Source organism: Nocardioides pakistanensis (genome assembly GCF_054781215.1).
On the sequence record NZ_BAAGUV010000056.1, the window covers coordinates 51,640 to 68,157 of the forward strand.

Genomic DNA, 16,518 nt, shown 5'->3' on the forward strand with positions numbered 1-16,518 from the left:
AGCGTCCGTAACCCCGCGTTACACGGGGTCAGCGGGCGACCTCGGTGGCTCGGGACTCCCGGATCACGGTGACCTTGATCTGGCCGGGGTAGGTCAGTTCCTCCTCGAACTGCTTGGCGATGTCGCGGGCGAGCACCTGCGCGCCGATGTCGTCGACCTCGTCCGGCAGCACCATCACCCGCACGTCGCGACCGGCCTGCATCGCGAACACCTTCTCCACGCCGGGCTTGTCCATCGCGATCTGCTCGAGCCGGTGCAGGCGCTCGACGTACGCCTCCAACGACTCCCGACGCGCACCGGGTCGACCGCCGCTCACCGCGTCGGCGGCCTGCGTGATGACGGCCTCGACGGTGCGCGGCTCGACCTCGTTGTGGTGCGCCTCGATCGCGTGTACGACGTCCTCGCACTCGCCGTACTTGCGGGCCAGCTCGGCCCCGACGATGGCGTGGGAACCCTCGACCTCGTGGGTCAGCGCCTTGCCGATGTCGTGCAGGAACGCCGCGCGCACGCACAGCGTCCGGTCCAGGCCGAGCTCGTCGGCGAGCAGCCCCGCGACGTGCCCGGACTCGACGAGGTGGCGCAGGACGTTCTGGCCGTAGGAGGTGCGGTACTTCAGCTTGCCGAGCGTGGCGACCAGCTCGGGGTGCAGGTCGGTGATCCCCATCTCCAGCGCGGCGTCCTCACCGGCACGGACGCAGAGCCGGTCCACCTCGATGCATGACCGCTCGTGGACCTCCTCGATCCGACTGGGATGGATCCGGCCGTCGGCGAGCAGCTCCTCGAGCGTGAGCCGGGCCATCTCCCGGCGGACCGGGTCGAAGCAGCTGAGCAGCACCGCACCCGGCGTGTCGTCGACGATCAGGTTGACGCCGGTGATCTGCTCGAACGACCGGATGTTGCGCCCCTCGCGGCCGATGATCCGGCCCTTCATGTCGTCCCCGGACAGCTGCACGGTCGACACGACGGACTCGCTGGTCTGCTCCGAGGCGAGCCGCTGGATCACCGTCGCCAGGATCCGCTTGGCACGGGCGTCGGCCTCGTCCTGGGCCGCGCGTTCGATGTCCCGGGCCGAGATTGCGGCGGCGCGCTTGGCTTCGGCCTCGATGCTCTCGACCAGCTGGTCGTGGGCCTCTTCGGCGGTCAGCCCGGCGACCTGCTCGAGGGTCCGTCGGCGGTCCTCCTCGATGTCGAGCAGCTCGGCGCGCCGGGCCTCGAGCTCGGCCTCGGTCGCCACCAGCTCGTCGGCACGTCCCTGGAGCCGGCGGGCCTGCTCGTCGAGCCGCTCCTCGCGCTCGCGGAGCCGGTGCTCGCGCCGCTCGATGTCCTGACGCTGCTCCTGGAGGTCTCGGTGCAGGGCCTCCTCGTGCTTGGCCGCGCGGTGCCGGTTGACCAGTCCCATCGCCAGCGTGGCGATGCCGGCCACGACCAGCAGCGCGATGATCGCGAGCAGCCACTCGACCATGTCGAGCCCCAGGAGGAGTGGGTACCTCTCGCCGGCCTGGTCCGCCGGAACGGCAGTTGAGTTCATCCCAGGCTCCTGTCGCTATGGGCGCGACGGGTACGCCGAACTCAGCGACCGCCACGAGGCGGGCGCTCAGGTCACACGTAACTGTCGCGCATGTCCGGCTCACGCCGGGTTCAGTGTCATCTCAGTCGGGTCGCGTCATGGGACGCGGCCGTCCCTTTCGAGGCTAGGTCGCCGACCTGGGCCGGTCAAGGAAACCGCGTGAGGGCGCGCCACACGCACGATGTCTGCACGGGAGCCGGTCGTCGGGCCGCTTGCCCGCACGGGCCGACGACGCAGCCCCCGGTCTGCGCACGCGGGCCGCGCCCGCGGGGTGCACACGATGCGCGCCGGGGGTGCTCAGCCGAACGGGTCGTCGACGGCGTCGGCCTCGTCGCTCCCGTCGAACAGGCCGTTGGCGTCGAGCTCCTCGCGCACCACCCGCCACACCCCGTCGCCACCGTGTCCCTTGCGCACCAGCATCCCGGTGAGCCGCCGGGTCGCGGTCGCCCGGTCGACGTTGCGCAGGGTGCGCAGCTTGCGGCGCACCAGCGCCCGTGCGGCTTCCTCCTCGTCGTCGGGCTCGACCTGGTCGAGGGCCGCTCGGGCGGTCTCGTCGTCGATGCCCTTGCGGCGCAGCTCCTGGGCCAGGGCGCGCCGGCCGAGTCCCCTCCCAGGGCCGCGGGACTCCACCCACAACCGGGCGAAGGCGGCGTCGTCGATCAGACCGACCTCCTCGAACCGGTCCAGCAGGCGTTGGGCCACGTGCTCGGGCACCCGGCGCTTCGCGAGCTTGGTGGCGAGCTCGGCGCGGCTGCGGGCCTGGCCGGTCAACTGGTCGAGGAGGATCTTGCGGGCGACCTCCTCGCTGTCGGCGTCCGGGCCTAGCAGGACCGGGTCCTCCGGCACGGCTTCCGGGGCGCCGGACTCGTCGGCACCGGCGACGGGGACGCCGGCATCAGCCGCACCTGACTCCGGCGCTGCGGGAACGGGCGCGGCGGGGTCGGACGACAGCACAGAACCGTCCGCCTGGGGCCCTGGGAGGTGGGAACCAGACGGACGGTCGTCTGCGTGGTGCGGCACGGCAGGGGTCAGAAGTCCACCCCGGTCGGCTCGGCGGGAGCCGCAGGTGTGTCGACGTGGGGACCAACCCCGAGCTTCTCGAGGATCCGCTTCTCGAGCTCGTTGGCGAGGTCGGGGTTGTCGCGGAGGAAGTTGCGGGCGTTCTCCTTGCCCTGGCCGAGCTGGTCGCCCTCGTAGGTGTACCAGGCGCCGGCCTTGCGAACCAGACCCGCCTCGACCCCGACGTCGATGAGCCCACCCTCGCGGCTGATGCCCTGGCCGTACATGATGTCGAACTCCGCCTGCTTGAACGGCGGGGCGACCTTGTTCTTCACGACCTTCACGCGGGTGCGGTTGCCGACCATCTCCTGGCCGTCCTTGAGCGTCTCGATCCGGCGGACGTCGAGGCGCACCGAGGAGTAGAACTTCAGCGCACGGCCACCCGTGGTGGTCTCCGGGCTGCCGAACATCACCCCGATCTTCTCGCGCAGCTGGTTGATGAAGATCATCGTGGTCCCGGCACCGTTGAGGGCACCGGTCATCTTCCGCAGCGCCTGGCTCATCAGGCGGGCCTGGAGGCCGACGTGGCTGTCACCCATTTCGCCCTCGATCTCGGCACGCGGCACGAGCGCGGCCACCGAGTCGACGACGATCAGGTCGAGCGCGCCGGAGCGGATCAGCATGTCCGCGATCTCGAGCGCCTGCTCACCGGAGTCGGGCTGGGAGACGAGAAGAGCGTCGGTGTCGACACCGAGGGCCTTGGCGTACTCGGGATCGAGCGCGTGCTCGGCGTCGATGAACGCCACGATCCCGCCCGCCCGCTGGGCGTTGGCCACCGCGTGCAAGGCAACCGTGGTCTTACCGGAGGACTCCGGACCGTAGATCTCCACGACCCGCCCCCGCGGGAAGCCGCCGAGGCCGAGCGCGATGTCCAAGGAGATGGCACCGGTCGGGATGACCTCGAGCGGGGCGCGCGTCTCGTCGCCGAGCCGCATGACCGAACCCTTGCCGAACTGCCGTTCGATGTTTGCGAGCGCGGCGTCAAGCGCCTTCTCGCGGTCTCCACCAGCCATTGAAGTAATCCGTCCGTCTGTCCGCCTGCTCGCGGAACCTGAGCTCTTCTTCATCGCGGTTGACACTAGAGGGCACCTCCGACAGTTCTCGATCACACGAGCTGGTCTGTGGATGTGCAGCCTCTGCGTCGTGGTTGTGGACCCACATTAGCCCGAACACCTGTTCGATCGGCCCCGACACGCCCAGGGGCTACGGCACCAGGACCACGTCCTGCCCGCGGAGTCGTGCGCGGAAGCCGTCGGCGCGCACGGAGACGTCCTCGAGCACCAGGCCCTCGGGGAGCCCGGCGACCTCGTGCTCGATGGTCACCAGCCTGCGCACGACCGCGGCCAGGGCATCGGACAGGAAGCCCGGACCACCGAGGTCGATCGAGCGGGGCTCGACGACGAGCCTGCCCGCCACGACCTCGACCGTGCCGGTGGCGGCGACATCCAGCTCCCGACCGAGCGCCTCGACCGTGGTCAGGACCGTGGCCTGACCGTCCTCGGCAGCACGGACCTCGGCGCCCCCGCCGAGCTCATCGGCCACCACCTCGAACGGCACGGTGGCGTCCACGGTGACCCGTGAGGCGACCAGTCCCGTCGGGCTGGTGACCACGTCCAGACCCCGAGCCCGCACGTCACGCAGCGTCGAGTCGGCGGTCACCACCTGCTCCGTGTCGAGAGCCAGGTCGGCGAGCCAGACCTCGTCGGGTCGCAGCCGGACGGGCGGCTCCGCGCGCACAGGGCCGCCCGGCTCCACCACGGGAGTCTCCGTGGGCGCCGAGCCCGGAGAGTCCGTCACCGCCCACCACAGCGCCGCGGCTGCTGCCGCCAGGACGACGAGCATGCCCGTGGCACCGATCAGCCAGTCCTTCACGCGTGTCGAGTTCATCAAACCAGTGTGGCGGCGCCGGTCCGATCCCCGACCGAGAGCCGGCCGGATCGCCTCACAGGCCGAGCGGTGTCTCGCCCTCGACGGTGTCCGCGCCCGTCGTACGTCCGTCCCGGCGGGCGAACTCCGACGCCGTGACGATGCCGGTCACCAGCAGCGCGGCGAACACGTTCAGCGGCCCGAAGCCGAAGCCGCCCATGACCAGCCCGGCCACCACGCCGGCCGCTGCCGCGACGAGCCCCATGATCAGGTCGGCGGCACCCTGGACGTCGGTGCGGGCGTCGAGCGGTGCGGACTCCGAGAGCAGCGTGGAGGCGGCGACGGTGCACAGCGACCAGCCCAGGCCCAGCAGGAACAGGCCCCACCCGATCTGCCAGGAGGCGCCGCTGGGCGCGGTCCCGGACAGGAACAACGACGCCAGCAGGACCAGCGCGCCGGCGTTCATCACGCGCACCCGCCCGAACCGGTCCGAGGCCCAGCCCACCACCGGGGCGAAGGCGAACATCCCGAGCACGTGCCCGCTGATCACGATCCCGATGATTTCGAGCTCGGCGCCGCCGTGGTGCATGTGCAACGGGGTCATCACCATCACCGCGATCATCACCGCGTGCGCGAGCGCGAGCGTGGTGATGCCGGCGGCCACGCCGGTCTGGGTGGTGACCACGTCGCGCACCCGGGACCACTTCGTGCCGGTGAGCACGGCGGGCGGGGTGCCGCTGTCGAGCGCCGCCTCCCGCGCGACGAACAACGGGTCGGGGCGCAGGAAGAGCCAGATCACCAGTGCCGAGGCAAGCATCCCGACCAGGCCGAACAGAAACGGCCCGGTCAGCCGCGGGATGCCGATCTGCTCGGCCGCACTCCCGGCGAAACCGGTGAGGTTCGGTCCGGCGACCGCGCCGATCGTGGTCGCCCAGACCACCACCGAGAGCGCCCTGGCCCGGTGATGCGGCTTGGCGAGGTCCGTGGCTGCGTAGCGGGACTGGTTGTTCGCCGCGGTCGTGGAGCCCAGCAGGGCCGCGCCGACGAGCAGTGTCGCGAAAGAGTCGATGATGCCCGCCAGCACGCAGAGGGCAGCCCCGGCGGCGCCCAGCAGGTAACCCAGGGTCAGGCCCGGACGGCGGCCACGCGTGCCCATCAGGTGCGCGAGGAGGAACGACGCCACGGCGGCCCCGAGCACCTGCATGGTCTGGGCCAGCCCGGCGAGGTCCTCACGGCCGGAGATCTCCTCGGCCAGGATCGCGGCCACCGCGACGCCGATGGTGATGCCCAGTCCGCCCAGGCCCTGGGCAGCGACGAGGGTCCACACGGTGCGCCGCTGGACCTGCTCGACCCGGTGGTCGGGCCAGCGCACCCCGCCGCCGAACCCGCGCGCGAAGCCGGCCGCGTTGGAGCCGACCCAGCCGGCGACCCGGCGCCCGGCAGCGGCTGAGGAGTGCTGGTCGCTCATGTCCGGCATGGTCTCACCCTGGTCAGCGTTCCGACGCCGGCAGGCCGAGCGCGCGCCAGACCGCCTGCCACACGACCTTGGGGGTCTCTCCCGCGTCGAGCGCCTCCTGCACGGTGCGACCTTCGAGATCGGCGAGCACGTGCTCGCGGGCCCACACCCGGGCGTACGACGGTCCGAGGGCATGCTCCATGCGGGCCCAGAACTCGGTGTGACGCACTCGCAGAACTCACCTTCGACATCGGCATCGGGACTCCCCGAGCCTACGACCCAGCACCGAGCGGTCCGCGACCTCCGGGTGGACTGACCGCCGGCGCCGCGGCCGAGCCTGCGAGAATGCAGCCCATGCCTCCCGAGTTCGTGATCCGTCCGGCCGTCGAGGATGACCTCTCCGACATAGCGGCGATCTACGCCCACGAGATCGCCAACAGCATCGCGACCTTCGACCTGGAGCCTCCCGACTCGGCGTACTGGCAGGAGAAGCTCGCGGGCAAGCACCCCGGCGACCACCTGCTCGTCGCGGTGGACTCCGACGAGGACGTCGTCGGGTATGCCTACTCGTGGAGCTTCCGGCCGCGTCCGGCGTACAGCCTCACGCGGGAGACCTCGATCTACCTCGACCCGTCGGTGCGAGGCAAGGGTATCGGCAAGCTGCTCTACCCGGCGCTGCTCGACACGATGGCCGAGTCGGGCGTGCACACCGCGGTCGCCCTGGTCGCGCTGCCGAACCCGGGGAGCATCAAGCTGCACGAGTACTGCGGGTTCGAGCGGGTCGGCGGGATGCGCGAGGTCGGCTACAAGTTCGACCAGTGGATCGACGTGGCGTGGTTCCAGAAGATGCTCAACCCGGCGCAGCACGCCACCCCGGCGGCACACGTCATCATCCCGCCCGAGCTTCGGTAGCCCGGCCCGGCCCGACCAGGCCGAAGGACCTCTCCCGGGGGCCGATCGCCCCTGCTCCCGCGATCCACCGCGCAGCAGGGTGGAAGCAGGCGGAGGTGCGCCATGGCCCACGGGCACAGCGACCGGGGGAAGGTCGATCTGGACGGTCGGCCGGAGCTGGTCTTCGCGCGCCATCGGCTCGCCATGGTCTACGGCGGCGGCGGGGTGTTCGGGATCGCCTACACCGCGGGGGTCGCCGCAGGGCTCGCGGACGCGGGGATCGCGGTCGCCACCGCTCCCTCGCTCGGCACGTCCGCCGGTTCGTGGACCGCCTCGGCGCTTGCCCTGGGCATCACCTACGAGGAGTTCGCCGAGCTCCCGGCCCCCGCCGTACCGAACTTCAAGCCCGGCGTGCTCGCCGACATCGCCCGCGAGATCTTCGGCGAGCGCACCCACCACCTGGTCTCGGTGTCGGCGGTCTGTGTGCGCAGCCGGCGCCGGCACATCCTCGACGGCGGTGTGTACCCCCTCGCCGACCTGGTGGCAGCGTCCTCCGCCATCCCCGGCCTGCTCCCTCCCCACCGAATCGAGGGGCGGCTCTACATCGACGGCGGGATGTGGTCGGCCACCTCGGTCGACGCCGCGGCCGAGGCCGACCGGGTGATCGTGGTCGCGCCCCTGGCGGGCCGGGTCCTCGGCCCGATGGGTCGGACAGCCGGGCTCCTGCTGTCGCTGGAGATGCGTCGCTGCCAGGCACGTCACCTCGACTGCGAGGTGCAGCTGATCCAGCCGACGTGCGAGATCGCCCGGATGGCCGGGCGGAACCCGCTCGGCCTGTTCGACGCCGACCGGGCGCGCGCGGTGTATCCCCTCGCCTACGAGCAGGGTCTGGCCCGCGGCCTGGAGATGGGCATCGAGCCGCGACGCGAGCCGCCGGCCGCCTAACGGGAACGGGGCTGGTCAGGACAACAGCAGCTTGTGCAGCCGGCGCGAGACGACCACGAGTCCGAGCGCGCCCATCGCGAGGAGGTACACCACCGAGATCGCGGAGTCCCAGGACAGCGCCCCGGTGGTCAGCTCGCGGCACAGCACCACCCCGCGGTACAGCGGGGTCACCTCCACCAGCCAGCGCAGGAACCCGTCGAACGCTGTGATCGGGAAGAACGTGGCGGAGAACAGGAACATCGGGATGATCGCGAGCTGGATGTACTCGAAGTCCTGCCAGGACTTCATGAACGTCGTCAGCGCCATCCCGGCCCCGGCGAAGGCGAAGCCGATCAGCCAGGTGGCCGGCCAGGCCAGCACGGCCCACCAGGAGTCGACCAGCCCCATCGCCACCATCACGAGCAGGAACGCCAGGGAGTACACACCCGAGCGCAGCAGGCACCACATCAGCTCGCCGGTGGCGATGTTGATCGGACGCATCGGCGTGGCGAGCACGCCGTCGTACACCTTGTCGTAGCGGAGCTTGAAGAAGATCCCGAACGTCGAGTCGAAGATCGCACCGTTCATCGCCGAGCTGGCAAGCATGCCCGGCGCGACGAAAGCGGCGTAGGTGACCAGCTGCCCGTTGAGCTCGAAGCCCTCCACCAGCTGGCCGACGCCCACGCCGATCGAGAACAGGTAGAACACCGGCTCGAGGAAGCCGGTCGCGAACAGCAGCCACGCCGACCGGTAGGTGATGAAGTTGCGCACCACCAGGGTGCGTCCGGTCGGCCGTCGGGTGGTGCGTGCGCCCTCGGCGAGCGCGGCGTTGATGACCGCCATCAGAGCGCCAGCCTCCTCGTCAGTCGGGACGCGGCGAACCACCAACCGAGCAGCACCATCACCGCGAGGTAGGCGACGTGGACCAGCGCCAGGGAGCCGTCGACCCGGTCGAGCAGCAGCATCCGGGTCAGGTCGACCCCGTGCCACAGCGGGGTGAGCCGGGCGGTCCACTCCAGCGGGGCGGACAGGTTGGCGATCGGGAAGAACGCGCCCGAGAACAGGAACTGCGGGATCACCACGAGCCGGTAGACCACCGAGAAACCGGCTTCGTTCTTCAGCGACGCGGAGAACCCGAAGAACACCGTCGCGAAGGCGAGGCCGAGAAGGATCTGCACCAGCCACGCCAGGAGCAGCCCGGTCACGGAGTCGAACACCCCGAACCCGGCGAGCACGAGCAGGAACACCCCGCACGCGCTGGCCACGCGGAAGCTCACGAACAGCAGCTGGGCGGCGACGATGTCGCTGGGGCGCAGCGGTGTCGCGGTCATGGCGTAGTAGGTGCGGCTCCACTTGATCATGCCCATCACCGGCCACATCACCTCACCGGTGGAGGTCTGCATCGCATGGGCCGCCACCAGGCCGGGTGCCACGAAGGCGAGGTACGACGTCGCGCCCTCGAGCGTCTCGGGGTCCTGCTCGATGAACCCGCCGAGCAGCACACCCATCGCAGCGACGTAGAGCAGCGGCATCACGAACGACGTGATCACCGAACCCCGCCAGGTGCGCTTGTAGACGGTGACCCAGTAGTCGAGCTGCCGGCCGATCAGGTCCAGCCGGCCGATGGGAGCGGGCGTGGTCAGGTCGCTCATCAGTCGACCAGGGTCCTTCCGGTCAGCCGGAGGAAGACGTCCTCGAGCGTGGAGCGGCGGACCAGGAATGTCGTCGGCGACAGGCCGCGCTCGTGGACCCGGGCCAGCGCCTCCTCACCGTCTGAGGTGTAGAGCAGCAGCCGGTCGGGCAGCACCTCGACCCGGTCGGCGAGGTCCTCGACCCTCGCCGCGAGCGCGGCGTGCTCCCCCACCCCGAAGCGCAGCTCGGCGACCTCGCGCGTGGAGTGCTCCCGGATCAGGTCCAGCGGTGAGCCCTCGGCCACGATCCGGCCGCCGTCCATCACCACGAGCCGGTCGCACAGCTGCTCGGCCTCGTCCATGTAGTGCGTGGTGAGCACCAGCGTGACGCCCTGCTGCTTGAGCCGGAACAGCCGGTCCCACAGCAGGTGCCGCGCCTGCGGGTCGAGCCCGGTGGTCGGCTCGTCGAGCAGGAGCAGGTCGGGGCGGTTCACCAGCGAGCGGGCGATGGTCAGCCGACGCTTCATGCCGCCGGAGAGGTCCTCGACCTTGGCCTTCGCCTTGTCGGTGAGCTGCACGAACTCCAGCAGCTCGTCGGCCCGGTCGGCCACCTCGCGGCGCGGGATGCCGAAGTACCTCCCGTAGACCACCAGGTTGTCGCGCACGTTGAGCTCGTTGTCGAGGGTGTCCTCCTGCGGGCAGACCCCGATCCGGGACCGGATCTCGGGGCCCTGACGGGCCGGGTCCATGCCGAGGATGCTCAGCTCGCCGCCGCTGGGCGGCGAGACGGCGGCGATCATCCGCATCGTCGAGGACTTGCCCGCGCCGTTGGGGCCGAGGAAGCCGAACGCCTCGCCCGGACGCACCTCGACGTCGATGCCGCGCACCGCCTCGAAGTCGCCGTAGGACTTGCGGAGCCCGCGAGCGCGCACCATGGCCTCGCGACCCGGGTCGGGTGTCTCGGCCACGGGGTCAGCGGCAGGTGCCGGCGGGCGGCGATCGGTCTGGTGCTGGTGGGGTTGCGACACAGCAGACAACCCTAGAACCCGGCACCGACGGTTTCACCGGCTTTTCGTCGGGGCGCGGTCTCGACGGGCTCGACCAGCGGAGGTCTCGACGGGCTCGACCAGCGGAGGTCTCGACGGGCTCGACCAGCGGAGGTCTCGACGGGCTGAACCAGCGCGCCAGGGTCAGCGCCGGGTCAGGCTGCGCTGGTGACACTCCTCGGCCACGACGACCGGCAGCGTGCCGAAGTGGTTGCGCGCGTACTGCGCGGCCTCGGCGGGCGTCGGCAGCGAGATACCGGTCGCGACCGGCTCGGGCGCCGGCGTGCTCGACAGGTGCAGCACGGGCGCGTAGCCGCCCTCCGGATGGCAGCGGACCGTGCACATGGCGATGGCTGATCCGGTGGTGTGGAACATGGCGGCCTCCCTCCGCTCGAACGGGGACTCGTCCGATACGAGAGATATCGGCGGCGGCGCCGGGTACCTGAAGGATGGCGCCGGTCGGGTTCGCCGGCGACGACCTGTCGGTGCCATGAGCAAGGATGGTGCGGTGAGCAGAGAAGAAGGTACGTCGGCCGCGGTCGACGTACTCGCCGGGTTCAGCGAGCCGACGCGGGCCTGGTTCCAGGCTGCCTTCGCCGAGCCCACCCCGGCCCAGCTCGGCGCGTGGAGCACGATCTCGGCCGGACGCAACGCCCTGGTGGTCGCGCCGACCGGCTCCGGCAAGACCCTGTCGGCGTTCCTGTGGTCGCTGGACCGGCTCGCCTCCCGGCCCGCACCTGAGGAGAAGCTGCAGCGCTGCCGGGTCGTGTACGTCTCCCCGCTCAAGGCGTTGGCCGTCGACGTCGAGCGCAACCTGCGCGCTCCGCTGGCCGGCATCCGGCACACCGCCGACCGGCTGGGCGAGCCGGTGCGCGACATCACCGTGGGTGTCCGCTCGGGCGACACTCCGTCGGCCGAGCGCCGGCGGCTGGCGACCACGCCTCCGGACATCTTGATCACCACCCCGGAGTCGCTGTTCCTGATGCTCACCTCGCAGGCACGTGAGGCGTTGCGGGGCGTGGAGACGGTGATCGTCGACGAGGTGCATGCCGTCGCCGGCACCAAGCGCGGCGCCCACCTCGCGCTGAGCCTCGAGCGCCTCGACGCACTGCTGCAGCAGCCCGCGCAGCGGATCGGCCTGTCCGCGACCGTGCGACCGGTCGAGGAGGTGGCGCGTTTCCTGGGCGGCGCACGGCCGGTCGAGGTTGTCGCACCGGGTTCGCGCAAGGAGTGGGACCTGCAGGTCGTGGTGCCGGTCGAGGACATGACCGAGCTTGCCCTGGCCCAGCTGGAGCCGTCGGAGGGTTCGGCGGCAGGCGACGCCGAGCGTCGCGCCTCGATCTGGCCACATGTGGAGGAGCGCGTGGTCGACCTGATCGAGCAGCACCGCTCGACGATCGTGTTCGCCAACTCCCGTCGCCTGGCCGAGCGGCTGACCGCCCGGTTCAACGAGATCGCGGCCGAGCGGGCCGGTCTCGACGGGCCCGACCAACGGACCGGGCCCGGCCAACGGACCGGTGTCACCCCTGTGACCGGCCCGCCGGCGGCGGTGATGGCCCAGTCCGGCCAGTCGTACGGCGCCGCACCGGTGATCGCGCGTGCCCACCACGGGTCGGTGTCGAAGGAGCAGCGTGCGCTGATCGAGGACGACCTGAAACGCGGGGCGCTGCCCTGCGTGGTCGCGACCAGCAGCCTGGAGCTCGGCATCGACATGGGCGCGGTCGACCTGGTCGTGCAGATCGAGTCGCCGCCGTCGGTGGCCAGCGCCCTTCAGCGGGTGGGCCGAGCCGGGCACCAGGTCGGTGAGGTCTCCCGCGGCGTGCTGTTCCCCAAGCACCGCAGCGACCTGGTGCACACCGCGGTCGCCGTCGAGCGGATGCGCTCCGGCGCGATCGAGTCGCTCCGGGTGCCGGCCAACCCTCTGGACGTGCTCGCCCAGCAGGTGGTGGCCGCCACGGCAGTCGACGAGTGGGACGCCGAGGCGCTGTTCGACCTGGTCCGCCGGGCGGCGCCGTTCACCGGGCTGCCCCGCTCGGCGTACGACGCCACCCTCGACCTGCTGTCGGGCCGCTATCCCTCCGACGAGTTCGCCGAGCTCCGGCCCCGGATCGTCTGGGACCGGGTCACCGGCACCCTCAGTGCACGGCCCGGAGCACAGCGCCTGGCGGTCACCAGCGGCGGCACCATCCCAGACCGGGGCCTGTTCGGGGTCTTCCTGGTGGGCGAAAAGGCAAGCAGGGTCGGCGAGCTCGACGAGGAGATGGTCTACGAGTCGCGCGTGGGCGACGTGTTCGCACTCGGCGCGACCAGCTGGCGGATCGAGGACATCACCCACGACCGGGTGCTCGTCTCCCCCGCCCCTGGGCAGCCCGGACGGCTGCCGTTCTGGAAGGGCGACCAGCTCGGCCGGCCCGCCGAGCTGGGTGCCGCGATCGGCGCGTTCACCCGCGAGCTGTCCGCGCTGTCCCGCGACGAGGCCGTCGCCCGGGGCCGCGCTGCAGGGCTCGACCAGTGGGCGGCCGACAACCTGGTGATGTTCCTCGACGAGCAGCGGGAGGCCACCGCCACGCTCCCCTCCGACAGGACGATCCTCGTCGAGCGGTTCCGCGACGAGCTCGGCGACTGGCGGATCGTGGTGCACTCGCCCTACGGCACGCAGGTGCACGCGCCCTGGGCGCTCGCCATCGGCACCCGCTTGCGCGAACGCTACGGAATCGACGCCCAGGCCCTGCCCGGTGACGACGGGATCGTGCTCCGCGTCCCCGAGACCGACCAGGACCCACCGGGGGCCGAGGTCGTCGTCTTCGAGCCCGACGAGATCGAGGAGATCGTCACCGCGGAGGTCGGTGGCTCGGCGCTGTTCGCGTCCAGGTTCCGCGAGTGCGCCGCACGCGCGCTGCTGCTCCCCCGCCGCGACCCGGGCCGCCGCTCTCCGCTGTGGCAGCAGCGGCAGCGGTCCGCGCAGCTGCTCGAGGTGGCGGTGAAGTACCCGTCCTTCCCGATCGTGCTCGAGGCGGTGCGCGAGGTCCTCCAGGACGTGTACGACGTCCCCGCGCTGGTCGGCCTGATGAAGGACGTCGCCGCTCGCCGGATCCGGCTCGTCGACGTGACCACCCAGCAGCCCTCCCCGTTCGCGCGGTCCCTGCTGTTCGGCTACGTCGCGGCGTTCATGTACGAAGGCGACTCCCCCATCGCCGAGCGCCGGGCGGCGGCGCTCTCGCTCGACCAGGGTCTGCTCGCCGAGCTCCTCGGCCGGGTCGAGCTGCGCGAGCTGCTCGACCCCGACGTGCTCGCCGACGTGGAGACCGAGCTGCAGCGGCTCGTACCCGAACGGCAGGCCCGCGACCTCGAAGGGGTGGCCGACCTGCTGCGTCTGCTGGGCCCGCTCAGCACCGAGGAGGTCGCCGAGCGCACCGTCGAGGCTGTCCGTGGCCAGGCAGCCGGCTGGCTGGAGCAGCTGCAGGACTCCCGCCGGGCGGTGCAGGTCCGCGTCGCCGGCGAGGCTCGCTGGGCAGCGGTCGAGGACGTCGGCCGGTTGCGCGACGGCCTCGGCGTGCCGGTTCCGCCCGGCACCCCGGAGACGTTCACCGAACCCGTCGCCGACCCGCTGGCCGACCTGGTGGCCCGCTACGCCCGCACCCACGGCCCGTTCACCCCAGCCGACGTGGCAGCCCGGCTGGGGCTCGGCGTTGCCGTGGTCCAGCAGACCCTGGCCCGGCTCGGGGCGCAGGGCCGGCTGCTCGAGGGCGAGTTCCGCCCCGCCGGCACCGGATCGGAGTGGTGCGACGCGGAGGTGCTGCGCCGGCTGCGCCGCCGGTCGCTGGCAGCGCTGCGCAGGGAGGTCGAGCCGGTCGAGCCGTCGACCTTGGGCCGGTTCCTGCCGGCCTGGCAGAACGTCGTGCCCGTCGGCGCCAAGGGCACCCGGCTCCGCGGGGTCGACGGCGTGCTCTCCGTCGTCGACCAGCTGGCCGGGTGCGCGGTCCCCGCCTCGGCGCTCGAACCGCTGGTCCTCGGCAGCCGGGTGGTCGACTACCAGCCCGCGATGCTCGACGAGCTGACCGCGAGCGGCGAGGTGCTCTGGGCGGGCCACGGCACGCTGCCCGGCAGCGACGGCTGGGTCTCGCTGCACCTGGCCGACTCCGCGCCGTTGACGCTGCCCGACCACGGCGAGCTGGAGAGCACCCCGCTGCACGAGGCGGTCCTCGGGGTGCTCGCCGGCGGTGGCGCCTTCTTCTTCCGACAGCTAGCCGACCTCGCCCAGGCCCGGTCCGGGCTTGCGGACGACGCCACGATGCAGGCCGCCCTCTGGGACCTGGTGTGGGCGGGACGGATCGCCGGAGACACCCTCGCCCCGCTTCGCGCCCTGACCAGCAGCGGCCGGACCGCGCACCGCGCCACCGGCGCACGGCGCACCCCACCCCGTGCCCGGTCCTCACGCCGACCACCGGGACCAGGCCGGGGGCCCAGCCGCACCGGACCGCCGACGGTCGCCGGCCGATGGGCACTGCTGCCCGAGCTCGAGCCCGACGTCACCCGGCGCGCGCACGCCAGCGCCGAGGCGCTGCTGGAGCGGCACGGTGTCGTCACCCGCGGCGCGGTGACCAGCGAGCGGGTGCCCGGCGGGTTCGCCGGGGTCTACAAGGTGCTCTCTGCGTTCGAGGACTCCGGTCGGTGCCGCCGGGGGTACTTCGTCGCCACGCTCGGTGCTGCCCAGTTCGGGGCGCCCGGGGCAGTGGACCGGTTGCGGTCCTACTCCCGGGAGCCGGGGGCCGACCCGGGGGCCGAGCCGACCGCGGTTGCCCTTGCCGCCACGGATCCCGCGAACCCCTACGGTGCTGCTCTGCCCTGGCCGGACCGCGTGGTCGCCGACGCGGAGGCGGGCGGAGACGGCAGCAGCCGCGGCTCACACCGACCGGGCCGCAAGGCTGGTACGCTGGTGGTCCTGGTCGACGGCGAGCTCGTCGTGTACGTCGAGCGCGGCGGTCGGACCCTGCTGACCTACGCCGAAGATCCGCGCGTGCTGGAGCCGGCGACGCGGGCGCTCGCCACGGCGGTCCGGCAGGGGGCGCTGGGCCGGCTCACGGTGGAGCGCGCCGACGGCGAGCACATCCTCGGGCTCGGTGAGCGCCCGAGCGGGTTGCGTCACGCGCTCGAGACCGCCGGCTTCGTCGCGACACCGAGAGGGCTGCGGCTCCGTGCCTGAGGGCGACACCGTGTGGCGCACCGCCCTGCACCTCGACAAGGCGCTCTCGGGCCAGGTGCTGACCGGCAGCGACTTCCGGGTCCCGGCCCACGCCACCCTCGACCTGACGGGCCGGACCGTGCTGCAGACCGTGTCGCGGGGCAAGCACCTGCTCACCCGGATCGGCGAGGGCCACGAGGCGGTCACGCTGCACACCCACCTGAAGATGGAAGGGTCCTGGCACCTGTACCACCCCGGGACGCCGTGGCGGAGGCCCGCGCACGAGGCGCGGGTGGTGCTGCACACCGCGGAGTGGTCGGCCGTGGGCTTCAGCCTCGGTGTCGTGGAGGTGCTTCCCCGGGGAGCGGAGGACACCGTGGTCGGCCATCTCGGGCCGGACCTGCTCGGGCCGGGCTGGGACCTCGAGGAGGCGCTGCGCCGGGTCAGCAGCGATCCGGGGCGTGCGGTCGGCGAGGCGATCCTCGACCAACGCAACCTCGCCGGCATCGGCAACATGTACAAGTCCGAGCTCTGCTTCCTGCAGGGACTCCACCCGTGGCTCCCGGTCGGCGACGTCGCCGACCTCCGTCCGCTCCTGCGGCAGGCCAAGCGGGTGCTCGAGGCCAACAAGCTGCGCACCGCCCAGACCACCACCGGTGACACGCGGCGTGGGAGGCAGCTGTGGGTCTACCGTCGCGACCGGCAGCCGTGCCGGCGCTGCGGCACCAGGATCGAGGTGGCGATGCAGGGTCCCTCCGGGCTCGGTCCGGGTGCCGAGCGGGAGTCGGAGCAGGCGAGTCGGGAGCGGGCGACGTACTGGTGTCCGCGCTGCCAGCCGTGAGGCTGAGCCAACGCGGCTGCTCCGGCCGAGCTGGGCCGTCGCGACCGCGCCGCGG

The 16,518-nt window shown here is 72.1% G+C and carries 14 protein-coding genes; 4 read left to right on the forward strand and 10 right to left on the reverse strand.

Features of this window, described 5'->3' with window-relative positions; genetic code table 11:
* Nucleotides 1-28: 28 nt before the first annotated feature.
* The 6 genes from rny to ACYVIH_RS17770 all read right to left on the reverse strand — a co-directional run bounded on the left by rny (nt 29) and on the right by ACYVIH_RS17770 (nt 6,177).
* Nucleotides 29-1,528, reverse strand: coding sequence for a ribonuclease Y (gene rny, locus ACYVIH_RS17745; RefSeq protein ID WP_460870840.1), 1,500 nt, complete (start codon nt 1,526-1,528; stop codon nt 29-31).
* A 336-nt stretch (nt 1,529-1,864) separates the two neighbouring features.
* Nucleotides 1,865-2,521, reverse strand: coding sequence for a regulatory protein RecX (locus ACYVIH_RS17750; protein WP_460870841.1), 657 nt, complete (start codon nt 2,519-2,521; stop codon nt 1,865-1,867).
* A gap of 74 nt (nt 2,522-2,595) precedes the next feature.
* On the reverse strand, nt 2,596-3,639 hold the full coding sequence (gene recA, locus ACYVIH_RS17755) for a recombinase RecA (protein WP_460870842.1): 1,044 nt from the start codon (nt 3,637-3,639) through the stop codon (nt 2,596-2,598).
* A gap of 190 nt (nt 3,640-3,829) precedes the next feature.
* On the reverse strand, nt 3,830-4,513 hold the full coding sequence (locus tag ACYVIH_RS17760) for an LmeA family phospholipid-binding protein (RefSeq protein WP_460870843.1): 684 nt from the start codon (nt 4,511-4,513) through the stop codon (nt 3,830-3,832).
* Between the two features lie 55 nt (nt 4,514-4,568).
* The gene (locus tag ACYVIH_RS17765) at nt 4,569-5,960 is read right to left on the reverse strand and encodes an MFS transporter (RefSeq protein ID WP_460870844.1); all 1,392 of its coding nucleotides are present in this window, start codon (nt 5,958-5,960) and stop codon (nt 4,569-4,571) included.
* Between the two features lie 22 nt (nt 5,961-5,982).
* Nucleotides 5,983-6,177, reverse strand: a complete 195-nt coding sequence (locus ACYVIH_RS17770; protein WP_460870845.1) for a DUF3046 domain-containing protein — start codon at nt 6,175-6,177, stop codon at nt 5,983-5,985.
* A 125-nt stretch (nt 6,178-6,302) separates the two neighbouring features.
* Here ACYVIH_RS17770 and ACYVIH_RS17775 point away from each other — a divergent pair, with 125 nt between their 5' ends.
* Both ACYVIH_RS17775 and ACYVIH_RS17780 read left to right on the forward strand, forming a co-directional pair.
* A complete protein-coding gene (locus tag ACYVIH_RS17775) occupies nt 6,303-6,860 on the forward strand; it encodes a GNAT family N-acetyltransferase (protein ID WP_460870846.1) in 558 nt (185 codons plus the stop codon).
* A 102-nt stretch (nt 6,861-6,962) separates the two neighbouring features.
* Nucleotides 6,963-7,784 (forward strand): patatin-like phospholipase family protein, encoded by an 822-nt coding sequence (locus tag ACYVIH_RS17780; protein WP_460870847.1) that lies wholly within the window; start codon nt 6,963-6,965, stop codon nt 7,782-7,784.
* A 15-nt stretch (nt 7,785-7,799) separates the two neighbouring features.
* Here the strand turns inward: ACYVIH_RS17780 and ACYVIH_RS17785 are convergent, their stop codons facing one another.
* The 4 genes from ACYVIH_RS17785 to ACYVIH_RS17800 all read right to left on the reverse strand — a co-directional run bounded on the left by ACYVIH_RS17785 (nt 7,800) and on the right by ACYVIH_RS17800 (nt 10,815).
* Nucleotides 7,800-8,606, reverse strand: coding sequence for an ABC transporter permease (locus ACYVIH_RS17785; protein WP_460870848.1), 807 nt, complete (start codon nt 8,604-8,606; stop codon nt 7,800-7,802).
* The gene (locus tag ACYVIH_RS17790; RefSeq protein ID WP_460870849.1) at nt 8,606-9,415 is read right to left on the reverse strand and encodes an ABC transporter permease; all 810 of its coding nucleotides are present in this window, start codon (nt 9,413-9,415) and stop codon (nt 8,606-8,608) included. The genes ACYVIH_RS17785 and ACYVIH_RS17790 overlap by 1 nt, the downstream gene beginning before the upstream one ends.
* A complete protein-coding gene (locus ACYVIH_RS17795) occupies nt 9,415-10,362 on the reverse strand; it encodes an ABC transporter ATP-binding protein (RefSeq protein ID WP_460870850.1) in 948 nt (315 codons plus the stop codon). The genes ACYVIH_RS17790 and ACYVIH_RS17795 overlap by 1 nt, the downstream gene beginning before the upstream one ends.
* 222 nt (nt 10,363-10,584) lie before the next feature.
* Nucleotides 10,585-10,815, reverse strand: a complete 231-nt coding sequence (locus ACYVIH_RS17800; protein WP_460870851.1) for a hypothetical protein — start codon at nt 10,813-10,815, stop codon at nt 10,585-10,587.
* A gap of 133 nt (nt 10,816-10,948) precedes the next feature.
* Between ACYVIH_RS17800 and ACYVIH_RS17805 the strand changes: the two genes are divergently transcribed.
* Nucleotides 10,949-15,643 (forward strand): ATP-dependent helicase, encoded by a 4,695-nt coding sequence (locus ACYVIH_RS17805; protein ID WP_460870852.1) that lies wholly within the window; start codon nt 10,949-10,951, stop codon nt 15,641-15,643.
* Nucleotides 15,636-16,463, forward strand: a complete 828-nt coding sequence (locus tag ACYVIH_RS17810) for a DNA-formamidopyrimidine glycosylase family protein (protein WP_460870853.1) — start codon at nt 15,636-15,638, stop codon at nt 16,461-16,463. The genes ACYVIH_RS17805 and ACYVIH_RS17810 overlap by 8 nt, the downstream gene beginning before the upstream one ends.
* Nucleotides 16,464-16,518: the final 55 nt, after the last annotated feature.

Coding starts and splice junctions, on each gene's coding strand:
- ACYVIH_RS17775 (WP_460870846.1), top strand. CDS start 6,303: ATGCCTCCCGAGTTCGTGATCCGTCCGGCCGTCGAGGATGACCTCTCC.
- ACYVIH_RS17790 (WP_460870849.1), bottom strand. CDS start 9,415: ATGAGCGACCTGACCACGCCCGCTCCCATCGGCCGGCTGGACCTGATC.
- rny (WP_460870840.1), bottom strand. CDS start 1,528: ATGAACTCAACTGCCGTTCCGGCGGACCAGGCCGGCGAGAGGTACCCA.
- ACYVIH_RS17800 (WP_460870851.1), bottom strand. CDS start 10,815: ATGTTCCACACCACCGGATCAGCCATCGCCATGTGCACGGTCCGCTGC.
- ACYVIH_RS17785 (WP_460870848.1), bottom strand. CDS start 8,606: ATGGCGGTCATCAACGCCGCGCTCGCCGAGGGCGCACGCACCACCCGA.
- recA (WP_460870842.1), bottom strand. CDS start 3,639: ATGGCTGGTGGAGACCGCGAGAAGGCGCTTGACGCCGCGCTCGCAAAC.
- ACYVIH_RS17780 (WP_460870847.1), top strand. CDS start 6,963: ATGGCCCACGGGCACAGCGACCGGGGGAAGGTCGATCTGGACGGTCGG.
- ACYVIH_RS17765 (WP_460870844.1), bottom strand. CDS start 5,960: ATGAGCGACCAGCACTCCTCAGCCGCTGCCGGGCGCCGGGTCGCCGGC.
- ACYVIH_RS17760 (WP_460870843.1), bottom strand. CDS start 4,513: ATGAACTCGACACGCGTGAAGGACTGGCTGATCGGTGCCACGGGCATG.